This is a genomic window from Pseudoalteromonas sp. L1, from assembly GCF_021728095.1.
Lineage (GTDB): Bacteria > Pseudomonadota > Gammaproteobacteria > Enterobacterales > Alteromonadaceae > Pseudoalteromonas.
The window spans coordinates 370,082-395,122 of sequence record NZ_JAKKCT010000003.1; the positions used below are offsets into that span (position 1 = coordinate 370,082).

Sequence of the window (25,041 nt, forward strand, 5' to 3'; positions counted from 1 at the left end):
AAAGTTTAATGAACAAATGTAGAGATAATGTGGAGAAATGATGGTGTTTCTATAGAGTGTGTATGAACAATATGCCATAAAATAGACATCATAGAAGCTGCTGCATTATAGTGAAGATTGCCCGTATTGTTTTTTCAGAACTATGAAGTTAATTCACAAATTATTTATTGCTAACCTAATCATTATTGTACTACTTGTACTCACTATGTTTGGTTTAAATGCCTTGGCTAACAAGCGCATGCTTAATAATATCTTTGCAGATATAGATAACGAAGCCTTTCACCGTATTGCTACAGAAATTAGCCAGCAGTACCAACAAACGGGTTCCATTGGTATGTTTATCGATTCAAAAGCACTGTGGTATGAGCTAATAAATCGCAATTTTCATTCAAGCCGCTTACTGTTTTCGCCAACTATGCCCATTAATGCAGGTGTCACTCCTAATGGAAAAATGCCGCCCCCCGAGATGGCGAACAACAGACCACCCCCGAATAAATTTAATAAACCACCCGCATTGGGTGAGCCTCCCAGCTTTGAAGGTATGAGGCCTCCGCCACATAGTGACCCCATGGCCGACAATTTTATTCCTTTTGAAAAACGACTAACTTTAGTGGATGCAAATGGCAATACATTAATTGGCCAAAACATCACAACCGAGATTATAAATGAGCAAGCGATCAACTTAGACGGAAAACTGGTCGCTAAACTACAATTACATGCCAATCGAAGTCACCTTAGTGCACTCACTAAGCATTATCTAAATACTCAAATAAATATAAGTATATGGGCTGCAGGCATTGGATTACTACTTTCGCTATTGTTTAGTTACTTACTTGCACGTCACTTTACGAATCCAATTGGTCAGCTTAAGCAAGCTGCAAACTCGCTTGCCGAACGTAAGTTTGATACTAAAATCAGTATTAAAACTAGTGATGAATTTGCCACGCTTGCCGATGATTTTAATCGTATTGCTACAGAGCTAAGACGCTTTGAATCTCAACAAAGCCAGTGGATTATGGATATCTCACATGAATTACGTACACCGCTAACCATTTTAGAAGGCGAACTCGAAGCCATTAATGACGGTATTATCGAACCAAATCAAAAAGCCATTACCTCACTACAAGAAGAGGTCGCTTTATTGAGCCGGTTGGTGAATGATTTACACAAGGTGAGCACACTAGACAGACACAGCTTTAGTTACCAAATGCAAGCTATAGACTTTAAAGCATTAACGGCTTCATTGGCTCGTAAATATGAACTAAAGTTTCAAACAAAGAACCTCACACTCAATGCCACTTTTCCTGAGCAAGCAGTCATGATCAACGCTGATCAAAACCGTCTGACTCAAGTACTACAAAATATTTTAGAAAATAATTTACGCTATACCGACGAGCACGAAACCGTGTGGCTAGATCTAACCATAACCACGCAACATGTATTTTTATCTATCGAGGATTCAGGCCCTGGGGTACCTGATGATGCTCTTGACAAGCTATTTGATCGACTATTTAAAACAGATAGCTCACGTAACCGCAAAACAGGTGGTTTTGGCCTTGGTTTAGCAATATGTCAAAAAATAGTTCTCGCCCACCGAGGTCAAATAAATGCAACTAAAAGCCGCCTTGGCGGTCTGTGTATAACGCTAAAACTACCGCTTCGAGAGGCGTAATAATATGTCAGAAAACCAAGCTAAGCAGCACATACTAATAATTGAAGATGAAGCTAAAATTGCCGAACTTCTCGAAAAATACCTGTACCTTGAAGGGTATCAAACTAGTTTAATACACGACGGTAACTTGGTTCTCAATGCAGTAAACGAGCTTAATCCTGACCTTATTATTTTAGACATTATGCTACCTGGCGTTAATGGTATTGAGCTTTGCAGTAAAATAAGACAAACCAGCGATGTCCCCATAATAATGCTTACCGCTCGCGTAGAAGAAATTGATCATTTAATTGGCTTTGATGTAGGTGCAGACGACTACGTGACTAAACCTTTTAAACCAAAAGAGCTGATGGCAAGAGTGAAAGCAATTTTAAAACGCCGCCGTATGCCGACTAACACCCGCAGCACTTTTCAAGCAGGCACAATTGTTCTAAACCCAAGTGAACACAAAGTGCTGGTAAAAGATGAAGAACTAAAACTGACCATCAATGAGTTTAGTTTATTGAAAATTTTAATCGCATCACCCAACAAGGTATTCTCACGACAAGACCTACTCACGCTAACACAAGGTAAGTACTTTGAAAGCTATGAGCGCAGTATTGACTCTCACATTAAAAATCTACGTAAGAAGCTCACGGTTGCAGATCCTCAAAATCATTATATTGAGTCGATTTATGGTGTTGGCTATAAATTTAAAATTTAACCAACTTTTTTCACACTTGCTGCGACTAACTTAATAACGCAACCCATTAAGGACAGCATTATGAATTTAGTACGCATCACAGCATCAGCTCTATTAGCCGCAGCGACCACTGCTTGTATTGGTCTTTCTAACGCAAGCACAACAATTGACGATAACAACTACCGTGTTATTACCTTTAAGGACTGTAAAAAAGTGCGTGAAGGCACGTTAAACAACGAGCAAATCGCCGCCTATCAACAATTAAAGCGTGAGCAAGAAAAGCTTGAATCACTGGAGCTGCCCCTTACTGATATGGAGCAGCAAGTCACAGAATACTCACAGCAAATAGAAGCAATTACAGAAAAGGCCGTGGTAGAAGACGAAGACCACTTAAGAATCAACAAAGATTTATTAAAAGAGCAAGATGCATTAACTCATAAACTTGATTCGCTCATTGCTTCTCATGATGCCGACTTTAAAGCGTTAAATGAGCAAGCTAAACAAATGGAAAAAGCGGCTAAGTTATTTGATGAGGCTATGAAACCTATGATGCAGCAGGGTGAATCGACTCATTTGCAAATTTTAGCGCCAGGCGAAGCTGAAAAATCAGGCTGCTTTTACTCTATCTAAAGCGCATTTTTAAGCTGTGTATAAAGAGCGGTATGCGTTTGACGAATATCGTCTTTATGCACTTGCTTAAACCACTTAACAGCTTGCTCATGATTACCTGCTTGCCAGTTTAGCTCAGCTAAACGTAACTTATAGATAGCGAGAATAAGTTGATCAGTCGATTCACTCATATGCTCAAGTGCTTGTTGATAATAATGCGCCGCTTTTGAGTAATGCTCTAATAATTGATGAGTACGTGCCAAGTTCCCTAGTGCAAGGGTTATTTTACGGGCATGACTGGTTTTTAAAATCCAGTCAACTGCGGCCTCTCTACTGATCAAAGCACTCTCTAAATCACCCAAAGAATGAAATACATGGGCTTTGTTTGATGACAACTCAAAATGAAAAATAGGGTCTTTGCTCTTACCAAATCGACGCTCGGCTTTATCAAGAATTTGTAAAGCCGTTTCTTTATTACCAAATACATGCTGTAAATTTGCCAATTCAACCATACGCATTGGATTACCAAACGAGTCAAAAATAGCCTGTAGTTTTTCAAACGCTTTAGTTGCGTACTTTTGAGCGACTTCATGCTCCCCGAGGTAGTGCATTGATTTAGCATAATAAAAGTACACCTGAACTTGAAATACTTGAGGCAGTTCAGTTAGTTGAATGAAAGGTTCGGTATGTTCTTTTAAGGTAAGAAAGTCCATTTGATCATAATAATAATCAAACTGATACGACTTAATTTCATACCAACGGTCTGAATGATGCTCACTGTTTTTGAGTTGTAGGCTGATATAGTCTAGGCAACTTAATTGCTTTTGCTGCGCGCAATAAACCTCATGGTCACTGAAGTTTTCAGAAGCACAGCTCTGAAAAGGCAACAAACCGAGTAATAACAGCATTAATCTATTTTTCATTCACTACTTTCTCAGTGAGTACACACATAAAAAGTAACAAAAAAGAATTAATTTTGACAGTGATTTTTTAATTTATTGTTACAAATGTAATTAAACAAGAAGCCTTTATAAAGGCTTCTTATTTATTTTTTGACGCTAAAGTAGCAGTAAGCTACCCAAACCAAGGAAAGTGACAAAGCCGACAATATCAGTAACTGTAGTCAAAATAACTGAGCCCGAAAGTGCGGGATCTATTTTAAGTTTATCCAAAATAGACGGGATCACTACACCTGATAGTGATGCAGCAACTAAGTTTAATAGTATGGCAATCGTAATTGTTAAACTCAGCATGCCGTCGTTAAACCAGAAGTAAGTGAGCACACCAATTACAAACGCCCATACACACCCATTTAATGCCCCCACTCTAAGCTCTTTTTTCAATAATGCTCTGCGGTTAGAGTCTGTCACCTGACCTAGTGCTAAACCGCGCACAATAACCGTTAATGTTTGGCTTCCTGCAATTCCGCCCATCGACGCAACCACAGGCATCAATACCGCAAGTGCTACAACCTGCTCAATGGTCGCGCCAAATAAGCCGATAAACCAAGAGGCTAAAAACGCAGTAGCCAAGTTAATACCCAACCAAATACCGCGGTTTTTTGCAGACTTTGTTACACTTGAGAACAGATCTTCGTCTTCACGAAGACCACCGGCTTTAGCAGCGGCTTCGTCGGTTACTTCTTGGCGCAATTCATACGCCGATGACACTGATAAGCGGCCTAGCAGTTTGTTGTCGGCATTCACCACCGGCATGGCCATTTTTTCGCTATGAATAACCACTTCAGCAGCTTCGTATAGGTCATCATCCGCATGCAAAGCCGACACATCAAGGTTCGCGTAATCAAGTAAGCTGTCGTTATCGTTGGCTTTAAATAGAGTATTGATTGCCACTTCACCGATCAATGTGCCCTTGCGGCTCACTAAATAAATAACTTCGGTATATTGCGGTAATCCTTTTTGAAAAATCTTACGGGCACCTGCTACGGTGAGCTTTTCCGACACTTTTAAGGCATCAAAATCTAACCAGTGACCTAATTGTTCTGGATTATATTGTTGTGCTAACTCATATTGTTTTGTTTGAACTTCATCGAGTTGGCGACGGGCATAATCAACAAACCGCTCAGGAATGATTTCTTCAAGTTCAAGTAACTCTTCAACACTGACTTCATCAAGTAACTTGAAACCCTCAGCTTCATCTAAGCTTTGTAATAGCCAACGACAACTATCACCACCTAAATTAATGAAAATTTCGTGTTGTGTATCTTCATCAAGTAGCTGCCATATCTCTAAACGTTGCTCTTTAGGTAAGGCTTCAAATAAAAGCGAAAGATGCTCTGTAGAGAGTTTTTCTTTGGCATCAGCAAGTAACTTGTTTTTACGCGTGGTGGTATCACACTGTAATAGCTCATCAATGAGCTGCGGAAGTTGGTCAACAGGGTATTCAATCATCTGCAAACTCGGTTAAATACATCAATAACAACAGTCTAACCTAGCTTTATAAAAATAACTGCTACTCAATAAATTTATTTTTAAACTAAATTTTTAATTGGCTTGGGGTGATCCCCGTCCAGCGTTTAAACGCACGCCTAAAGTTTGCTATATCGTAAAACGATAAGCGCATAGCCACTTGCTCATTGCATTGCTTTCGCATGGCAAGTAGGTAAATCGCTTTGCGCTTACTTTGCTCATCATACAATGCTGAAAAACGCACATTATGCGCTTTGAGTTTACGTTTAAAGGTTGCTGAGCTCATGGCAAAAACATGAGCCACTTGATCTAAGTTAAGAGCAGGATTTTGATAAATTAATCGCCCTACAGCCTCGACAAACGTTGTATTGGCATAATTGTATGCTGCAAGCTGTGAGTTAATTTGCGAAAAACGAAAACTACTAAAAGCAGGGTTTTCCATTCGCAATACTTCTTTATTAAATATCCATTGTGTTATTGGCTTTTCAAACGCGACTTTTAGGCCTAAGTGTTGCTCGTATTCTTGGCTATGTCTGGCACGTTTATAAGCAAAATCAAATTGGCAATGAATGCGCTCGCCCGCTACTTTTTTAAGGGTTTGATAAAACGCTGCACTGTAAATTTCCATAACATATTGGCTCATTTCATCATCAAGGCCGACAGCGTTTTGCAGCACAATATGATATTGCTCATTATGTAGATAACTATAGCTAAACAATAACGGAGCCAATTGCATACGCAGCGTGTGCAATTGCTTAAGTGCCTGACCAATACTTGGGCTTTGCAGTACGCCTTGGGCGGCAACGGAGGTATCGTTAGCAAGCTGGCTGCCAAGCAAAAACCCACTGTCCGCGGATTTCATCAAGACCTTAAATTGAGCCAGCAAACGTACTTGCTGTGAAATACTAAACTGATGTTGCACACTCATTAAATCTTGCTCAAACACCCCTGTGCCTCTAAGTAATTTATGAAGCTCCACTCCACGACTCAAAGCAAGCTCTACTAGCGTGGTAATAAGCCCCTGTGCAGTTAGGTATTTGTCATCTTGATTAAGATACGGCTTCACTATGACTCACTCTTTGTTGTTTTTGTTGTTGTAACTGGGTATGCAAGCGAGCGCTCAAACTGTGCGCTGAATCATCTTGTTTTCGGCTCACCAAAGCAGACGAAACATGTTGAAACTTAGCCTGTTTAGCGCCTTCAACTTTAAAAGCACAATGTGTCAGCGCGGCGACTATTTGCGTTACCAGCTCTTTGCCTTGCTGCTCAGTTGTATTTGGCATCAACACCATAAAACAGTCGCCTGCATAGCGGCATACAACATCACTCAAGCGACAGTTCATTAACACCAGTTCACTTACCTCGCTCAATAAGCGATCGCCTTCCATAAAGCCAAATTCAGCATTAAAGTTTGAAAAGTCTCGAATATCAATTGCCGCCAACTGCAAAGATTGTGGCACAGTTAATTGATCTTTCAGTACGTTTTGCAAATAATTGGCTTTGTAAAGCCCTGTTATCGAGCACACTAACTCATGCTCGCGATGCATTGCTTCACGACGTTTTAGTTGGCGATTTAATACATATTGCTCCTTGTGCCATTGATATAGCCCAATGCTTGTAAAAATCATCCCTATGGGGGCAGGTAAAGATTCAATCCATGTTAGCCAAGTGTTGGTTGGTTGATGTAACCATTCATCAAATAAATCCAAAGAGGCTGAAAACATAAAAAGCCCAAGCCCTAAAACTAAAAAAGTGGTGACTTTACTGGGAGGCCTTGAAATAAGCAGTGCTGCAATCCATGTCAGTGTCATCAACACAATGCCACCTTCACCTAAAATATCTAACCATGCAATATCGGCAAGTGGTTTTAACTCCCCTGCTTGTGCGCTTAGCAAAAATGCAATTACAAACAGGGCAATCACAACATTGGTTAACAATCGATGATGAGTAAAAGGGTTAAATCGCATTCTCTATACCTAACAATAAATCACACTGCCATGCTAACCCGTTAGCATTTAAAGCAGCAGGGTCATATTAGCTCAATGATGTGACAGCAAAACGACAATGCTCCCTTTTTAAACCCTTTAAGCGTTGTATTTACTTTAATTGAATGGGGTGATTGCGGCTCAAAATGCTTTTAAAACACCTCTAATTGCTTGTTTTTACTGGTTGTTAGCGGTTTTTTGTCACATTTGCGTCATTTAAGCTGGGTAGTTTGCTCTCAAAACCAAGGACAACCAGGAGCAAACCCATGAAACAATTTAAAACGAAGGCGTTAGTCAGCGCCCTCGCCTTATGTCAATTCGGTGCCTGTGCACAAGATGCACAAACGACAGATGAGAAAAAAGTAAAAGTCTCTGAAGAGCTTGTTGTGTATGGTGAAATTGGTTATCGCAACCGTTCACAAGAACTTGCACCCACACTTGAGTATTCGCAAGAATACTTCCAGCGCTTTGAACCACTTACCGCAGGTGACGCATTGAAGCGTGTACCGAGTGTGACGTTTTTGTCTGACGTTTTAGAGTCAGACGGAGCACGTATGCGAGGCCTGAGCCCTGCTTATACGAAGGTGCTTATTAATGGCGAAGAAGTGCCAGGCGCAGGTGCAGACCGCTCATTTTTTGTTGACCGCATTCCTGCTGAGCTAATCGAGCGTGTAGAAATTATTCGTGCATCAAGTGCAAACCGCTCAGCCGATGCGATTGCAGGTACACTTAACATCGTTCTTCATGATGGCTACAGTTTAGATGGCGGTTATTTGCGTGCGGGTGGCCTACGTTATGACGATGGCGAATTAAAAGAAAGCTTTGCAGGCGTTTACGGTACTGAGTTTGTAGGTGGCCGCTTATTACTTGGTGCAAACTTACAAGGCCGTTATAACCCAAAACAAAAATCAAGCCGACGCTATGGCGACAGTCCTGAAAATAACGCCAATTATCAAATGGAAGAGTTTGATAACCGCGAAGATCAAACCGACACCCGCGACGGTGACGATACATCACTCAATGCCAGCTACGAAATCGCCTTTGATAATGGTAGTAAATTCGATATAAGCGCTATTTGGGTTGATACAGACCGAACAGAAGATGAACGTTCATTTGAATACGATGACCCAACTGCCACCAGCAATTCGATTGTTGAAGGGGGCAATCTTGAAACCGACAATGCCAATGTGTCTTATATTGATCAAACCAACTACAACATCAACTCAGGCTATGAGCTACCACTCTTTGGTGGCACCAGTAAATTCAAGTTAGGCTTTGCACGCTTTGAAGAGTCTGTATACGAGCAAGAAGTAGAAATTGATACCTCTGAACTTCCTATGGTATTCGAAGAAGAGGAAGAAACCGTTGATATTGACGATAAAGAGTGGTCATTGCAATGGCAACACAGCCTATTTGCAGGTGAAAATAAAACCATTCAATTTGGTGCATTTTTACAAGGTAAAGAGCGTGATACAGCGGTTTATCAAGCCGAAGGGGAAAGCGAACAAAACTTTGCAAGCTGGGATCAGTTCAGCAAAACACCACTGTCACTGGCAGGCTTTAACAACGAGTTTGAAGCAGCGGCTGGCGGTGTAAATACACTAAAAGAAGACCGCTTAGATGTGTTTGCACTGATAAAACACGAAGATCAAGATTTCTCGTGGGAAATGGGTGTGCGTTATGAGTCAACCGACTCAAACATTACCGATAAAACTGAAGGTGTAACCGCAGACAATGACTACGACTTTTTCTTACCGTCAGCCCATTTACGCTACAACGTTTCTGAAAACGGCCGTGTAAGTGCGTCTGTTGCACGCAGCTTACGCCGCCCAGACTTTGATTACATCACCCCAGCTCTACTTGAAAAAGAATTAGGCGATAACGACTTTTTAGGTAACCCAGACCTTCAGCCAGAATCATCGTGGGGTATAGACCTAGGATATGAGTATCGCTTAGGTAAAAGCGGCGTAGTGGGACTCAATGTATTCTACCGTGATGTTTCTGACCTTATTGAAATTGCGAATACTGGCGTAGAAGGCTCAGAAGGCGAAGGCACCTATATATTACAACCACGTAACACAGGTGATGGTACTGTAAAAGGGGTTGAACTTGACTTATCAACCCCTCTTTCGGCCCTTAGCATGCCAAACACTGGGGTATTCTTTAATTACTCATGGCTTGATTCAGAAGTAGATGACGCCTTTGGTAGCCGTAAATTTAACGACCAATCTGACTATGTATTTAACGTTGGTTTTATTCAAGACCTACCTGATTTAGGCGCTTCATTCGGTGCAACTTACCGTAAACAAGGTGATGCTTATGGTCGTATCGTGGGTGAAGAAGTGACTACACACTACGGCGCAGACCTTGAAGTATTCGTAGAAAAACGCTGGCAAGACGTCACGCTTCGTTTAGTGGGTTCAAACCTACTAGATGCAAGCAAAGACGAGAGCTTTAACAAGTTCGACACCGTTGATGACCAAATTAACCGCGACTTTGACGAGTATGAACTGGAATCTGAAGAAGCAGGCCCAGTCATTCAGTTAATGCTGCGCTACGCGTTTTAATACACAAAGAGTTATTAAGGCAGCTCACTGCTGCCTTGTTTTATAATTGGGGATCCCATGAATTTTACAAAACCACTAAACCTTGCTGCCAGTGCAATATTGCTAAGCACCCTCGCAGCCTGTAGCCAAACAACGGCAACCGAGGCACCAAGTAAAAACCAATTAACTGCCTTTGGCACAACTGAAAATATGCAAGGCTCACAAGCAGCAGCCATTGCTGATGACGCTTGGCTATTAAGTTCACAAAGCCAAGGCTTACAACTGATAGATGCGAAAGGCGCTACGCATATTCTTAAAAAAGGGAATTTTGAAGCCTTATCTGTTAAATCAATCAATAATAATAACTACCTCGTTGCGAGTATTGATAACGAAACTGACCAAGCGGTTATTTTTAGCTTACAAAAAACACCGAAATGGCAGTTAACTGAAATTAGCCGTATTACACCACCAAAAGCAAAACCAGAGGCAGTGTGCTTATTTGCAAACCCAACGACTCAAGCTGTGTCGGCGTTTGTAGCAGACGCTCGTGGCCTTATTCGTGAAACCTTAGTATTTGATATTGAAAATAAGCGCTCATTAAATATTGAATTGCGCGAATTTGCAGGGGTTAGTGAAACATCAGGCTGTGCGGTTGATGATAACAGTAAAACCCTTTATGTAAGTGAAGGCGAAGTAGGCATTTGGCAAATTAACGCTGATGCCGAATCTCGTGCCGATAAAAAACCCCTTGCTATGATGGCACCATTTGGCACTTTAGCCCCAGAGGTTGGCGGTTTAGCAACAACAAGTGACGGTAGCTTATGGTTCACGACCTCAGAAAATAACCAATTGCACCGCCTTGAGAGCAAAACAAAGCGCTTTAACAACTGGCAATTTGCAGATGAACTTGCAATTGAATCTGCTGCAATACGCTTTAACAGCAATCAAACCGATATCGTGCTTTACGATGATGAATCAGGTCATTATCTTAAGGGGCAAATCGACGCCCTGCCAGAGCAACAAAACAAGGCTAAAACATCGGCTATTACTTATATCCATGCACAAGCACAAACCGATGCAGTGCGTGCTTTTGGTGATGCCGCCGATGATCCTGCTATTTGGGTTAACCCTAATAATGCAGCTAACAGCTTAATTCTGGGTACTGATAAACGTCGTGGCTTGATGGTGTACGATCTTACAGGAAAAGAATTACAAGCGCTGGAAACAGGCCGATTAAATAATGTAGATGTACGCCAACATTCAAGCATTGATAACTCTACAAATACGTGGATCACAGGCAGTAATCGTACTTATAACAGTATTAGTGTGTATACCGTTGATAAACAAAATAAAGTACAACACTTAGCTGAGCTGCCAACTACTCTAAAAGAAATTTACGGTATGTGTATGTATTCATCAAACACAGGCAACTATGTGTTTATGAATGATAAATCGGGGCTTTTTCAACAATATAAACTAACTGGTAATAATGAGGGTGTATCAGCACAACTAGTACGTGAATTTAGTGTTCCAAGCCAACCTGAGGGTTGTAGTGCTGATGATACAACCGCAGAGCTATTCTTAGGCGAAGAAGATGAAGGTATTTGGTTTATAGGTGCTGAGCCAAACGCTGGCAGTGAACCTGTTATGCTACAAACCGTAAACGATATACTGGTGGATGATATCGAAGGCATGGAAATCTACCACGCTAAAGATGCCCGTTATTTAGTGGTTTCTAGCCAAGGTGACTATACATATGTGCTCTATAAAATAATTGATGGTAGTACACCTAGCCTTGAATTTTCGGGTAAATTTGCAATAAGCAATAACCTTGAACAAACCATTGACGGTGTATCAGAAACTGATGGCTTAACCGTTACACCTGCATCTTTACCTGGTTACCCTGAAGGTGTACTCATAGTGCAAGATGGGTATAACCGAATGCCACAAGCGCCGCAAAACTTTAAAATTATTGACTGGCGTGAAGTAAAAAAAGCACTTAAATAATGAAGTTGCTGAACTTAGTGATGGTGCTGAGGTCACTCAGCACCTTTTTTATTTCTATAATTTACAGCAAATCAAGCGCTAAGAATTAAATCAGTGTACTTAACCACCAAAGCAGCAAGACCAGAATAGAGATACCTACAAGCGCCTTGGTTTTATGCTTTTGAATAATACGTTCAGCTTGATTACCCGCATAATATACTACGGCAGCTAAAGCAAAATACCGTATTGAGCGGGCAATAACCGTCGCTAATAAAAACAATACAATGGAGTATTTCGTGGCGCCAGCAGCGAGCATCGCAATCTGAAACGGAATGGGCACAATACCTAACGTTAAAACAAACCAAAAACCTTGTGACTGCATTTTTTGCTTCACTTGTTCGAACTGCTCTGGATTCGAAAAGGTATTTATGACCCAATCACCAACAATATCAAACAAATAATAACCCAAGGCATAGCCAAATACTGCACCAATAATACAACCAACAGTCGCCATTAGCGCAATAAGCCAAAGTTTTTCACGGCGCGCTTGCATTAAAGGAACAAGCACCGCTTCTAACGGGATGGGTACTATGGTTGACTCTAAAAAGGATGCCACCGTAATCGATTTAAGCATATGTTTAGAATCAACAAACTGCCGTGTTTTTTGCTTAAGCTTTTTTCCTATTGCCATCATCTATCCTTAAGAGTCGTATTCATTTTAGCGTACAGCAAAAATCCTTAACCGTCCCTTACGGAGTGTGGTTATAGCGTCCTCGCCCTTCATTTTTAGCCTTATATAACGCTTGGTCGGCACGCTTCATCGTACAGCCAAAAGTCTCTGCGTGACGCTTGATTGCGGAGCCTACACTTACACTTAATGCTTTATTAGGTGTAACCATCACATTACTTGCTAAGCACAGTAATTGTTCACATATTTTCCTTAGCTGTAGCACATCATCTGTTGGTATATAGAGGGCGAACTCCTCACCACCGATACGAGCAAACAAAATCGCAGGATCCAGCTTCTGCTGGCACCTATCAACAAAATCAATTAACACTTGATCGCCCACATCATGCCCGTATTGATCGTTAATTGCTTTAAAGTGGTCAATATCCACTATTGCTAGACTATGCTTTTTTATTTGGTTTTGCTGCATAAAGTGATAGAAATAGCGGCGGTTATAAGCCTTGGTTAGTACATCTGTTTTTAGTTCATCAGCTAACTTTTTATGTGCTTTAGATAAATCTGATAGCGCCAAAAAAAGCCCTGCTCCCGTAATAAGCATGCCGATTGTTCTAAACATATCTTCAACGTAAATACCTATCCACTTAGGCTGATAAACAAACTCATCTAAAAAATCAAACGTTAACCCGACACTCCATAGAAATATACCACTGCTTAAAAATAGATAGCTGACTTTGACAACTGCCGAGGTTTGCACAAAAGAAAAGATAAAAATCAGAATGAATAAATTGATGACATCCGACAGTACGCCATTTATGTAAATATCTGCCTCTAGATGATTGTAAATCGACAAATAACCAACAACTACACCCAACAAGGTGATAATGAATAAGCTAATAAAGCATTGTTTTAATCGTTTAGAAGCCGGTGGGGAGTTAACACCGCCCTCTACAGGTATCATTGTTTTTTTCATCAAGCACAACCACCATGACGGCAAGTGAGTAAAACAGTAACAAAGAGCCAAAATAAGTACAGAAAATTGCAAAAATCTTCAGAGAAAAACAGTATTTGGAATGGAGTAATTAATCTAAAAGCAATCCTTCAGGATGATTTAAATTACCTAAAGTAGAACCAATGAGCTTAAAGGGATGTGCTTAGCTCTTATAGGATATTGCTTGTGGCACAGCTGTCTTAGCTTAGAGAGTTAAGTTAATTAACACCTATCCTTATTCTAACCCACTACAGACCATAATCTAATTGTCATTAATAAAAAATGCTGATAACTTTTAACATGAATAAACAAAACTATTAACAAGCCTCGTCATCTACTCAGGTAAAACAGAGACTTATCGGAACTTTACATTAACAAACTGTAGAACTTAAAGGAGTAAGTATTGAGTATTTCAGATTTAAATACAAAGCTATACCACGCAATATCTTTGAATGACTTTAAAACGTATGCAAAAAAAGGTGGGGTTCTTTCAAGAGAGCGTTTATCAAGAGCTAATCCATACTTCACACGTTTTTTTTCAGATCCTAAGGACATCAAACTAGGCTGCTGGGATAGAACTTTTGGAAACTTTACTGACTTAGGCGCCCGCTTTGGTCAATTTGCAAACAGCGTTCCTAATGCATTTGGCCCTATCAATATCGTCCTTTCTGAGAAAGTATTGAGTGAACTTGATGATGTTAGAGTAACAAAAGTGAGTGTTAGCCAACAAAAATACAATCCAAATGAACATGATATCCCCCTCTCAACTTTGGCTGATTTTTTTATTGAAAAAGATAAAGTTCATTACCCTAATAAAGGCTCTCAAGGTTTAGAGTTTTCAAGTTCAACTGAGTGTATTGATTGGAAATATGTAGCTTATATATTGGTAGATCCCATTGAGTTTAATGGAAAAAGTTTAGTCTCTGAAGTGGAAAGAATCTTAGCTGAAAATGGAATAGAGAAAAAAGTTATTAAGAGAAAAATCAAATGTGAACAGACTCTCGGACATTTATTAAATTTTTCTGATAGTTTAGCTGGGAGCCTATTACATAAAAATGAAAGCCTTGAAGAGTTAGTTCCAGATAACCTTATCAAATGGTTTAAAGAACTCAACCCTGTGGGCCAAGCGATTTTGGCTTCGTGGTTAACATATACTTACAATGGCACTTTACTCCATTTGAAATAAACATAACCCAAGGACAAAAAAGCCTTGATTACAGCGAGGATTAACTAAATTATCAACGAAAGCATTAAAATTGAAGAAACTATACGCTGGGATACGGAGTGTTCGTCGAATTTTAAGGTTTGGCAATAAAGTCATAGTTTTGCCTAATAAACTACCACCTATCTGTTGTAATTTACGTACTGGAGTTCTAAGCGACTATCAAATTCGATTAACACTCCAACGTCCCAAATTAAGCCTTATTCAGTTTAAAATATCGCATTTACGTGATTATTTTTTTATGATGCCAAGCATATTTAATAACTCGCTATTTAGTAATGACGAACGCTCGCTTTATTCCTTTTCGTAAATACGACATTATCTCCCTGTGCCAAGCCTATCTAAATGAAGAGGATCATCAGTCATTCGCTGAATTTTCGACTATTTTGCAAAGTGTTATTCATTACCAATACCATGACCTATTAGAGTCATTAAAAAATAATTATGCCCCGTTTGATCCCAATGCAGACACACGTTTGTTAAACCCGATTGACGATAAAACACGTAAAGCGCACCAAGCTAAATTCGCGCAACAGTTTGCCACTGTGCTTAATGCAGCAAATTATGAAACCATCACCAATCAGGACTTACAAGAAGCACTTAATGAAGAGTCGCTTTTTAAAGTACGTTTAGCTGTGGAGTTTGATGACTTTGCCGAAGTGGTGTTTTATCGCCGTGGAGAATCTCAAAAAACAGAAACGTTACGTACTTGGTGGGGCTTAAGAAAAAAGCAAGTTCAGTTTACTAATTACGATCGTGTTGCCATATTCATTCGCTTTAAAGATGAACAGTATTTTTTAGAGAAGGGCAAAAAGCCTATGGGTTTTGAGCCTAGATCAACCATTGTTAAGCTATTTCAGAATGTTCCTAAAGCTGACTTGGAAATGCTATTTCCAAATAGCGAAGTGAAAATGCGCCCTATCGATAAACTTATTATTGGCTCTTCAGCTTTGGTAGGCGGAACTGTGGTATTGGTTACTAAATTAGGTGCATCTATTTTACTGTTAATTGCCATGATTGCTTTTTGGGGAGGCTGGCGCAGCGAAGAAGTCCACATGAGCCAACAGCACTTTATTACTTTTGCCATTGGTATGGGTGTATTTGGCAGCTTTATTTTTAAGGAATGGAGCAAGTTTAAAAACCGTAAAATTCGCTTTATGAAAGCCTTGGCAGATAACTTATATTTTAAAAATCTCGATAATAATGCGGGCGTCTTTCATACCTTAGTAGATGCAGCCGAAGAGGAAGATGTAAAAGAAGCCCTGCTCGCTTATACGTTTTTACTCAAAGCAGATGAAGCAATTAGCTCAGTCCAATTAGATCAACGCATTGAAGCATGGTTTTACAGCACTCAGCAATGCCAACTCGACTTTGAAATTGACGATGCACTTAGCAAACTCATCAAGCTCAACCTTGTTGAAGAAACTCACGGTTTATATCAAGCGGTTGATTTAAAAACAGCAAAGCAACGTTTAGATGCGCGCTGGGATGGATTTTTCACCTTTGGTTAATGCTACTTTATCTCATTGAGCTTGCGTGAATAAAGGTCTACTTCTAGGATGAAATTTTCCAAATAAAAAAGACCATACCATGCAATTTAAAAAAACAATGATAATCGGGGTCAGCTTGCTATGTGCTGCGAATACGGCCCATGTTTATGCAAATGACAAGTTTGTTTCTGAGGATATCTTTCAATTAGAGTACGCTGGCGACCCACAAATTAGTCCTGACGGGAAGAAAATTGTCTACGTACGCAGCGGCTACGACATCATGAAAGATGGTAATAAACGTAGCTTTTGGCTATACGATCTAAAATCAGGTCAGCACACACCTCTTTTCGCTGATGAACACAGTTACAGCCAACCGACTTGGTCACCGGATAGCAAAAAAATTGCTTTTACCAGCAATGTAAGTGGTTCTAATCAATTACATGTTTATTGGTTAGCGCAAGACAAACAAGCCCTCTTAACTCAGCTTCCAAAATCAGTTGGCAATTTAACTTGGTCTCATGACTCAGAGCAAATCGCCTTTACGATGAACATCCCTGAAGGCAAAACAGCCTTTGCTAAATCGGTCAAACTTCCTAAAAAACCAAAAGGCGCAGACTGGTCAAAACCTGTAAAAGTAATCGAGAAAGCACGTTATCAAGCGGATGGTGCGGGTATGCTTGAACCTGCCTACCGTCATGTATTTGTTATCCCTGTATCGGGCGGCACACCTCGTCAATTAACCTCTGGCGACTATCAACATCGAGGTCCACTCGCATGGAGCCCTGATAATACAAAACTCGCGTTTTCAGCAGATCGAAATAGTGAATGGGAATACCGCACCACCGAGTCTGATCTTTACGAAATTAATATCAAAACAGCTGAACTAACTCAGCTAACCGACCAACCAGGGCGAGAAACCAATCCTCATTATAGTGAAGATGGCGACGAGCTTGCATTTATCGCTCGCGACAATGCCCCCGTGCCTTACATTAACTCAACCCTTGCAATGCTTGATTTAGACGATAAGTCTGTTAATCATATTACCAAAGAGCTAGACCGCTCAGTTGCAGACTATAAGTGGTCTGGTGATGGCGATTTTGTCATTCAGTATGATGACTTTGGTAAGCGTAAATTGGCTAAGGTTTCTACTCGCGGCAAAGTTACTGACTTAACGGACACGCTCTCGGGTACATCAATTGGCCGCCCATATATTAGTGGTAGTTTTAGCATGGCAAATAATGGGGCCGTTGCTTTTACAACAGGCAGTGAATACCGCCCTGCTGATCTAGGTTACCTTTACAAAGGTAAAAGCAAAACTCTTACGTCATTAAATGAAGATGTATTAGGCCATAAAAAGCTCGGTAAAGTACACGAGTTGAATGTTAAGTCTCAGTTCGATGGCCAAGCAATCCAAGGTTGGTATATCACCCCTCCTAATTTTGATGAAAACAAACAATACCCACTAATGGTTGAAATTCACGGCGGCCCACACCTTGCGTATGGCCCAAGTTTTACTGCTGAGTTACAACGCTATGCCGCAGAAGGTTACGTAGTTGTGTATGTAAACTACCGTGGCTCAACAAGTTATGGTAAAGACTTTGCGCTATTACTTGATGGTAAATACAGCTCAGAGGAAGACTTTGCCGATCATAACTCAGCGGTTGATGCGATGATTGAAAAGGGCTTTATTGATAAAAATAACCTGTTTATTGCTGGTGGTTCAGCGGGTGGTATTGCAACGGCTTATGCAGTTGGTTTAACAAACCGCTTTAATGCTGCGGCGATTACTAAACCGGTGATCAACTGGTTAAGTAAAACCCTGACAGCCGACAGCTATATTGGCCAAATTCGTAACCAATTTCCGGGTATGCCTTGGGACAATGTTGAGCACTATTGGAAACGCTCACCGCTTTCATTAGTGGGTAACGTGACCACGCCATCACTTATCATGACAGGTGAAGAAGACCGCCGCACACCTATTTCAGAATCAGAGCAATTCTATCAAGCACTAAAACTACAAAAAGTAGATACCGTGCTTATTCGTGTTCCAGGTTCTCCTCACGGTATTGCAGGTCGCCCTTCACGTATGATTTCAAAAATTGAATACACGCTTGCGTGGTTCAAGCAATATCATAAGTAATCATTTAAGCAGGCGCGTTGCTCTCGCGCCTGCTTAAAAATAATCACGGCTAAGCGCAAGTTGAGCACTGCCAATTGACTGCGCTTTTTCACATTGTACTTTATGAGTATAAAATGTGAAAATTAACGCCTTTGTAACTACCTAAAAGTAAGTATGAAACCGCTCAAGCCGCACTTTCGACAATCCTCTAAACTTTATATTCATACCTTGTCCTCTCATTTTAGCTTTTTTTTAGTTAAGTATATTTGTTTCTTTTGTGGCTGCTTTTTAAGCTTTATATTGCACGACAAGTTTAACGTACCGATTGTTGTTGCAGCGGCAGGGGCTGGTTTACTGGGTACCTTTATTCCTTTTCCAAGGTATTTTAAATCCCACCCTTACTCAGCTATTTATGCGGGTAGTTTCGCGGGTATGTGCTCTTCAAACTTAGTTGCAAATTATTGGGAGCTTGGGCTTATTTCATTTTTAGGTGCATGCTTATACATTTTAACCATGAACCTATTTGCTGGCTTTGGTGGGCGATTAGGTAGTATAGCGTTTGCCAGTGTTGCGCTTTACATGTTAGCTAAAGGAGTTGTTGCATGAACTTAGTCATTATATTACTTGTTGTGCTGGCGGCATTTGCAACCTACTTGTTAGCTCATCATAATCGCTTTGACGGTATTAGAGCGTCTGCATCATTATCAATTATTGCATATTGTGTACTGTACTTTATTACACCAGATGTTGAGCTGTATAGCATTGCTTTTTTTGGCGGTACGTTTATTGGTATGAGTGCCCCAAAACGCTTTGGAATTTTTACACTCGCTATCTCGGCATTGCTTTTTTCAATATTATTTGAGTATTTAGTGCCACTATTAGATGGCTATGGTGGAGCATTAGGGTTAAGTGCGTTTTTGTCCGTATGTATTTGTCACATTGGAATTTTACTTGGCGCACCACGCAGTAAAGCCTCAGCGAAAGAGTAGTATTTAATACTCTGCGTTGAATTACTGCCGACCAAGGTCGCATATTATTTAATCAAAAACCGCCCTATATTTTTAACATGTTGTAAACATCTCTCACTAAAAATATAGGAGCCTCATCATGGCGGGCGAATATAAACAACACTATACACAATTTCAGCGCGACCCAGGCCAATTTTGGCTTGAGCAAAGTAAACGAATCCCATGGTTTAATGCACCCACTGAACCGTATCAATATGACAAAAACGATTTTTATCATTGGTTTGCCGACGGCAAGCTGAATACCTGTTATTTAGCCCTTGACCAGCACGTCGAGGCAGGGTTTGCTGAGCAAACTGCGCTTATTTACGACTCCCCTGTTACCAATACTAAACAACAATACAGTTATGGCGAGTTACAAACTCAAGTGGCTCAATTTGCGGGTCTCATGCAATCCCTTGGCGTGACAAAAGGCGATCGAGTCGTTATTTATATGCCCATGATCCCACAGGCAGTGATTGGTATGCTAGCCTGCGCACGACTTGGTGCAATACATTCTGTGGTGTTTGGCGGCTTTGCTCCACATGAACTTGCTGTACGTATTGACGACGCGAAGCCAAAGCTGGTGCTTACGGCCTCTTGCGGCGTTGAAATTAATCACGTTATTGAATACAAACCTCTGCTCGATGAAGCATTAGACAATGCAAAACACCCAGTCGAACACTGCATTGTGTTTCAACGTGAACAAGCTATTGCGACAATGCAAGATGGCCGTGATATTGATTGGCAATCGGCAAGTGAAAATGCACCAGAAGCTCAACCTGTTGCAGTGAATGGGGACGATCCCCTTTATATTCTTTATACCTCTGGCACAACAGGTACACCAAAAGGCGTTGTTAGAGAAAATGGCGGTCATGCGGTAGCTATGCATTACAGCATGGAAACTGTGTATGGCATGAAGCCCGGTGAGGTTTTTTGGGCTGCATCAGATATCGGCTGGGTAGTAGGTCATTCATATATAGTCTATGCCCCATTAATTTATCGTTGTACAACGGTGTTGTACGAAGGTAAACCCATTAGAACACCTGACGCCAGTGCCTTTTGGCGAGTTGTTGCCGAATATAATGTCACAGCACTTTTTAGTGCCCCAACAGCATTTAGAGCAATAAAAAAAGAAGATCCTAACGCAGAAGGCTTTAAAAAGTACGACACGTCGTCATTGAAGCGTTTATTTCTAGCGGGTGAACGGCTCGATCCACCCACCTACGAATGGCTTCAAGAACACACCGGATTACCGGTACTTGATCACTGGTGGCAAACTGAAACGGGCTGGGCTATTGCTTGTAACCCTATTGGTATAGAACAGCTTGCTACAAAGCCTGGAAGCTCGACGGTGCCGACCCCTGGCTTTGATGTACAAATTTTAGATATGAATGGCGAACGTTGTGCGCCGAACGAAAATGGGGCTGTTGTGATAAAGCTGCCTTTACCCCCTGGCTGCTTACCCACTATTTGGCAAAATAATGAGCGCTTTAAAGCGGGTTATTTAAGTGAGTATCCAGGCTATTACTTATCTGGTGATGGCGGCTACATCGATGATGACGGTTACTTATTCATTATGGGGCGCACGGACGATGTTATTAACGTGGCAGGGCATCGTTTATCAACCGGAGAAATGGAAGAGATTGTTGCAGCCCACCCTGCTGTAGCCGAATGTGCCGTTTTTGGCGTTAACGATACATTAAAAGGCCAACTGCCAATGGCAATGATTGTGCTAAAAGATGACTATTTGGGCGACAGCAAAGAGGTGGAGCAAGCGCTTATTCATTCGGTTAGGCATCAAATAGGAGCCATTGCTTGTTTAAAGAATATTTTGCACGTTGAACGCCTACCAAAAACCCGCTCTGGAAAAATACTCAGAAAGAACTTGCGCCAATTGGTAGATGGTGAAGAGCTGCAAATTCCCTCAACCATTGATGATGCGAGCATTTTTGATGAAATCAACCAACAACTACGCAGTCGCTGATTTGCTTTTGTAATGTTACCCAAAGGCCTTGTAGTGAAAGGCCTTTCTTCGTTTTGGCCTGTGCTTTGCAACTTTCCTATTAAGCTAATAAACGAAAGGTGGTTAACATGGCTGTTATCGCAGGTTATATCCAATTTAATACTCTTAGTAAAAAAGAACTTCATTATATAAATCAACTAGCTACTGTTTTTAATCAGTATAGAAAAGCTGATGTTCATCGCTATGATTGTGATAATGGCGCTATTTTTCAATATGACTTTGATGCTTACCAACAAGCAAGTTGGTTGCAAACTGAGTCGCAAATTGCAACGCTAATTGGTCACCCATTACTAACAAGCTCTCGTAGTGATGATTTACAGACTATGGCAAAAACAACATCACTCAGCACGTGCTTGCAGCAGTGTGAAGGAGTATTCAGTTTTTGCCAGTTTAACAGCCAGTTAGGTACGTTAGTGCTCGCCACTGATCCCCTTGGTTTAAAACCTTTTTACACATTAAAAACTGAATGTGGCTTATTTTTCTCTACCAATTTAAATTTATTTAAACAGTTAAGCATTAAACTTGAGAGCGATGCCGAAGCGCTCACAGAACTTGCAGTACTGGGTTACCCGTTACTTGATCACACTCCTTATAAAAAGGTTAAGTGCTCATACCCTGGTGAAATTCTACGTTTTGATGCACTACATGGTGTGATAAAACAGAAATACTTTGATTGGGTGATGCTTGCTAAACAAGATATGCCCATCCCCGATGCTATTGCAGGCGTTACGCAGGCATTTCAAAGTGTCGTATCAAAAGCGATATACACTGACAAAAAAGTACTGAGCACCCTCTCTGGTGGCCTTGATTCACGGCTCATAAATTGTGAATTACTACGTCAAGGCGTACAGTTAAAGTCGTTTAATTTTTCCAAATCAGATAGCCAAGATCTCTATTGCGCGAAACAATATGCATCTCAAAACGCACTTGAACTTGAAGTGATCCAAGTGCACGACACGCAAAAACTATCCGTTGAACAGCGCCTTGGTAAACATTGGCGCAAAGCTAAACATAATGACTATAAAACCGTTTCAAGGCCACAGATAAGTTGGTCTGGTAATGGCGGCAGTGTTGGCCTAGGTGCTGTTTTTTATGGTGATAACATATATGCAGCAGCAAAAGAAAACGACCTTGATAAGCTAATTCAAGCATATTTGGAGCAGCAATATGCTTATTTACCAAAATCTGTTGTGCATAACGCCAATCAATTGCAACAAAAGCTTATTGATAACTTGAAGCTCAGCTTTAAACCATTAGCAGAACTCCCTCTCGTAAAAGCATTTCAGCTATTTTTACTGCTCAATGATCAACACCATCATTTGAGCATTCCAAACGAAAAAGTATGCGAATTTAAAATGGAGTTTTTCCATCCATTTTATTCGTGGAAAGTATTACAGTACCCTCTTGCAGTACCAGTAGAATATGTACGTAGGCATGGCTTTTATCAGCGTTGGTTAAAAACCAGCTATCCACGCGCAATGCTTGCACCATGGCAAGCCTATCCAGGGCACATTCCCTGCCCGATCAAGGTAGACTATCAATCACAATGGCAATTGAGCAATAAGAATTTGATGCGTTTTAATGAGCTCTTTAAGCTGTGGTATGAAATTATGCGCTTTGATCGCCACCAGCTGATTAAACGCAGTCACTTTACCGCTTTATGTTTACTTCAGTTAACGCATTTAAAGAACGCACAATCAAATATTCGTATTGCCCAACGGTTTTGCCAGTGGTAAAAAGCAAACATTTTCTCTGCTGCCTTTTATCGTATTCAGCACGTTGTTTGTAGGCTAAGTAAAGATGAATTTTAACAAGCAACTTGGCATGCTATTGGTTATAAGAACAAAAGTGATGACACTGAATATAAAGCAAATTTGAATAAAGTCTGGCCGTGTATTACAAATGAGATCTTAACCGCATGGCGAGGCTTTATTCTTTAGCTTCATCTTATACATTTTCTCATCAGCACTTGCTAATAACTCTTTAGCATTTTTACCATCTTCAGGGTAAAGCGCAATTCCACAACTTGAGCTTACTGATATTGCCGTTTTATAGCTTTGGGCAACATACTCTACGGCTTTTTGGCAACGCAGTGCAATTTCTTGGCATACGCTGAGCTTAGTTAGTGTTGGTAGCACAATTACAAATTCATCTCCGCCAATACGGGCTAAAATATCTTGTTCTCGCAGCTGGAGTAATAGCTGTTCACTAATCGTAATAAGTAAGTTGTCTCCTTGCTCATGACCAAATGTGTCATTAACGAGTTTAAAGTTATCCAAATCAATATAGATAATCGCAAAGTGCTGTGTGCCTTGCTTATCTTGCATAAAAGCATGTAACTGAATATCTAAGCCTCGCCGGTTCAACAATTTTGTCAGTGGATCCTGATTTACAAGTTCTGTCAAAAACTGACGTTTTTCGACGACCGAAGAAATATCATCAAACGCACCAATATAATGACTAACACAGCCAGCTTCATCATAAAGTGCATCAATCGACAACATTTCAGGAAACACCTCGCCCGATTTACGCTTGTTCCATACTTCTCCTTGCCAGCGACCTGACAACAGCAACTCTTTCCACATAGCTGCATAAAACTCTGCGGGTTGTTGTTTTGCTGAAAGAATTGCGGGACTTTTACCAACAACATCTTCTTTTTTATAACCCGTTATACGCTCAAATGCAGGGTTTACATCAACAATTTTAGGCTCGGGAGTGGTAATTAAAATCCCCCGACTTGTTGTCGAGAAGACCGCCGTGAGTAACTTTATTTTTTCATTACGCTTAACCTCATCTGTCACATCCTCTAAATAACCATTCCACTCAATACTGCCATCACTTTGAGCAATTGGTGATGACTTTCCTTCAACCCATATAACCCCTTTTATTGGATGATTTATACGATACACTTGATGCCATTGAGTGAGATTTGTTTTTGAATCTGCAATACTTTGCTCAACACGTTGCAGATCATCAGGATGGACAGCTTGCATGGCCAGCTCAGCGTTTTGAAGAATTTGCTCAGCAGAGCAGCCGTAAATGTCCTTCACTTTAGAAGAGGCAAAAGGAAATGATTCGTTATCATATTTATCTATAACGTGCTGATACACAAAGCCAGGTAAGTTATCTGTAAACCTTTGTAATTTATTATGTAAGGATTCTACTTCACACTCTTTTTGCCATTGCTCGGTAATATCAATATGTACACCAAACATCCACTCAGGTTTGCCATGTTTATCCCAGCTTTTTACTTGACCTTTATCGAGAACTTTTACCCAATGCCCATTTTTATGTTTCATCCTAGCTTCGCAGATATAACGTTCTGAAAGGCCATTAAAATGTGCTTCTAATAATGCTTGTGAACGGGGTAAATCATCAGGATGAGCGTGGTTTAACCACGTTTCAATTGAAACAGGTTGTAAATCAGCTAAACAAAAACCAATAATTTTTGCCCATTTTTCATTAAAAACGGTTTCACCTGTTTGTACGTTCCACAGCCAAATGCCTGCGTCACCACACTCTAATATTGACTCTGCTATATCAAAGCCTAATTGGGACTTTATTTTTTCATAACCATCACTGAATGTCATAGCATGCC

General features: G+C 40.6%; 19 protein-coding genes. 12 read left to right on the plus strand and 7 right to left on the minus strand.

The features are described 5' to 3' along the window. The first annotated feature begins 142 nt into the window (after window positions 1–142). From L3V38_RS11785 to L3V38_RS11795, 3 genes are read left to right on the plus strand one after another with little or no spacing between them, the layout of a single operon-like run. Complete coding sequence (locus tag L3V38_RS11785) at window positions 143–1,672, plus strand: ATP-binding protein (protein WP_237119512.1); 1,530 nt, start codon at window positions 143–145, stop codon at window positions 1,670–1,672. A gap of 4 nt (window positions 1,673–1,676) precedes the next feature. Beyond that, entirely contained in the window at window positions 1,677–2,372 is a 696-nt protein-coding gene (locus L3V38_RS11790; protein WP_237119513.1) for a response regulator transcription factor, read from the plus strand. Between the two features lie 60 nt (window positions 2,373–2,432). Continuing rightward, a complete protein-coding gene (locus L3V38_RS11795) occupies window positions 2,433–2,981 on the plus strand; it encodes a hypothetical protein (RefSeq protein ID WP_237119514.1) in 549 nt (182 codons plus the stop codon). Here the strand turns inward: L3V38_RS11795 and L3V38_RS11800 are convergent. The 4 genes from L3V38_RS11800 to L3V38_RS11815 all read right to left on the minus strand — a co-directional run bounded on the left by L3V38_RS11800 (window position 2,978) and on the right by L3V38_RS11815 (window position 7,356). After that, entirely contained in the window at window positions 2,978–3,883 is a 906-nt protein-coding gene (locus L3V38_RS11800; protein WP_237119515.1) for a tetratricopeptide repeat protein, read from the minus strand. The two genes, L3V38_RS11795 and L3V38_RS11800, sit on opposite strands and share 4 nt — an antisense overlap. A 135-nt stretch (window positions 3,884–4,018) precedes the next feature. Then, window positions 4,019–5,371, minus strand: coding sequence for a magnesium transporter (locus L3V38_RS11805; protein WP_237119516.1), 1,353 nt, complete (start codon window positions 5,369–5,371; stop codon window positions 4,019–4,021). A gap of 85 nt (window positions 5,372–5,456) precedes the next feature. Next, the gene (locus L3V38_RS11810; protein ID WP_237119517.1) at window positions 5,457–6,455 is read right to left on the minus strand and encodes an AraC family transcriptional regulator ligand-binding domain-containing protein; all 999 of its coding nucleotides are present in this window, start codon (window positions 6,453–6,455) and stop codon (window positions 5,457–5,459) included. Further along, a complete protein-coding gene (locus L3V38_RS11815; RefSeq protein ID WP_237119518.1) occupies window positions 6,439–7,356 on the minus strand; it encodes a GGDEF domain-containing protein in 918 nt (305 codons plus the stop codon). The genes L3V38_RS11810 and L3V38_RS11815 overlap by 17 nt, the downstream gene beginning before the upstream one ends. A gap of 284 nt (window positions 7,357–7,640) precedes the next feature. Between L3V38_RS11815 and L3V38_RS11820 the strand changes: the two genes are divergently transcribed. Next, entirely contained in the window at window positions 7,641–9,941 is a 2,301-nt protein-coding gene (locus L3V38_RS11820) for a TonB-dependent receptor (protein WP_237119519.1), read from the plus strand. Between the two features lie 57 nt (window positions 9,942–9,998). Further along, on the plus strand, window positions 9,999–11,927 hold the full coding sequence (locus L3V38_RS11825) for a phytase (RefSeq protein WP_237119520.1): 1,929 nt from the start codon (window positions 9,999–10,001) through the stop codon (window positions 11,925–11,927). Between the two features lie 85 nt (window positions 11,928–12,012). On the opposite strand, the gene L3V38_RS11830 is transcribed toward L3V38_RS11825, so the two are convergent. Continuing rightward, window positions 12,013–12,597, minus strand: coding sequence for a VTT domain-containing protein (locus tag L3V38_RS11830; RefSeq protein ID WP_130151173.1), 585 nt, complete (start codon window positions 12,595–12,597; stop codon window positions 12,013–12,015). Between the two features lie 58 nt (window positions 12,598–12,655). Continuing rightward, on the minus strand, window positions 12,656–13,564 hold the full coding sequence (locus L3V38_RS11835) for a GGDEF domain-containing protein (RefSeq protein WP_237119521.1): 909 nt from the start codon (window positions 13,562–13,564) through the stop codon (window positions 12,656–12,658). 421 nt (window positions 13,565–13,985) lie between these two features. Here L3V38_RS11835 and L3V38_RS11840 point away from each other — a divergent pair, with 421 nt between their 5' ends. The 7 genes from L3V38_RS11840 to L3V38_RS11870 all read left to right on the plus strand — a co-directional run bounded on the left by L3V38_RS11840 (window position 13,986) and on the right by L3V38_RS11870 (window position 23,179). Beyond that, on the plus strand, window positions 13,986–14,768 hold the full coding sequence (locus L3V38_RS11840; protein ID WP_237119522.1) for a hypothetical protein: 783 nt from the start codon (window positions 13,986–13,988) through the stop codon (window positions 14,766–14,768). 314 nt (window positions 14,769–15,082) lie between these two features. Then, on the plus strand, window positions 15,083–16,315 hold the full coding sequence (locus L3V38_RS11845) for a TMEM143 family protein (RefSeq protein WP_237119523.1): 1,233 nt from the start codon (window positions 15,083–15,085) through the stop codon (window positions 16,313–16,315). Between the two features lie 79 nt (window positions 16,316–16,394). Beyond that, entirely contained in the window at window positions 16,395–18,434 is a 2,040-nt protein-coding gene (locus L3V38_RS11850; RefSeq protein WP_237119524.1) for a S9 family peptidase, read from the plus strand. 279 nt (window positions 18,435–18,713) lie between these two features. After that, the gene (locus L3V38_RS11855) at window positions 18,714–19,019 is read left to right on the plus strand and encodes a hypothetical protein (protein ID WP_237119525.1); all 306 of its coding nucleotides are present in this window, start codon (window positions 18,714–18,716) and stop codon (window positions 19,017–19,019) included. After that, window positions 19,016–19,402, plus strand: a complete 387-nt coding sequence (locus L3V38_RS11860; protein WP_237119526.1) for a hypothetical protein — start codon at window positions 19,016–19,018, stop codon at window positions 19,400–19,402. The genes L3V38_RS11855 and L3V38_RS11860 overlap by 4 nt, the downstream gene beginning before the upstream one ends. 118 nt (window positions 19,403–19,520) lie before the next feature. Further along, window positions 19,521–21,404: a propionyl-CoA synthetase gene (locus L3V38_RS11865; protein ID WP_237119527.1), complete on the plus strand. Its 1,884-nt coding sequence runs from the start codon at window positions 19,521–19,523 to the stop codon at window positions 21,402–21,404. Between the two features lie 107 nt (window positions 21,405–21,511). Then, window positions 21,512–23,179: an asparagine synthase-related protein gene (locus L3V38_RS11870; protein ID WP_237119528.1), complete on the plus strand. Its 1,668-nt coding sequence runs from the start codon at window positions 21,512–21,514 to the stop codon at window positions 23,177–23,179. Between the two features lie 174 nt (window positions 23,180–23,353). Here L3V38_RS11870 and L3V38_RS11875 read toward each other — a convergent pair whose 3' ends face one another. Continuing rightward, window positions 23,354–25,033 carry a diguanylate cyclase gene (locus tag L3V38_RS11875; protein ID WP_237119529.1) on the minus strand — a complete coding sequence of 560 codons (1,680 nt, stop codon included), beginning with the start codon at window positions 25,031–25,033 and terminating at the stop codon, window positions 23,354–23,356. Window positions 25,034–25,041: the final 8 nt, after the last annotated feature.